1 protein-coding gene is annotated in these 279 nt (G+C 63.8%); it reads right to left on the reverse strand.

The genetic code is table 11. From position 1 onward, the window contains the following. Window positions 1-279 (reverse strand): aminotransferase class V-fold PLP-dependent enzyme (locus tag NE547_RS18260; protein WP_256176648.1); only part of this gene is annotated, 279 nt, incomplete at both ends.

Raw genomic sequence — 279 nt, forward strand, 5'->3', positions numbered from 1 at the left:
GCATCGGTGTGGAAGAGTACGCCCGCTTCCCGGGCGATCGCCCCGATCTCCGCGATTGGCTCGATGGTGCCGATCACGTTGTTGGCGGTCATAATGGAGATGAGGATCGTATCCGGGCGGAGGGCCGCCATCACGGCGGCGGGGTCCACCCGTCCCTGGCCGTCCACCGGCAGATAGGTGACCTCAAAGCCCTGCTTCTCCAGATAGCGGGCGGTATGGTGGATCGCGTGGTGCTCGATGGCGGAGGTAATGATGTGCCTCCCCTTGTCCTTCTTCTGC

This window comes from Flavonifractor sp. DFI.6.63 (assembly GCF_024462255.1).
Classification (GTDB): Bacteria; Bacillota; Clostridia; order Oscillospirales; family Oscillospiraceae; genus Lawsonibacter_A; species Lawsonibacter_A hominis.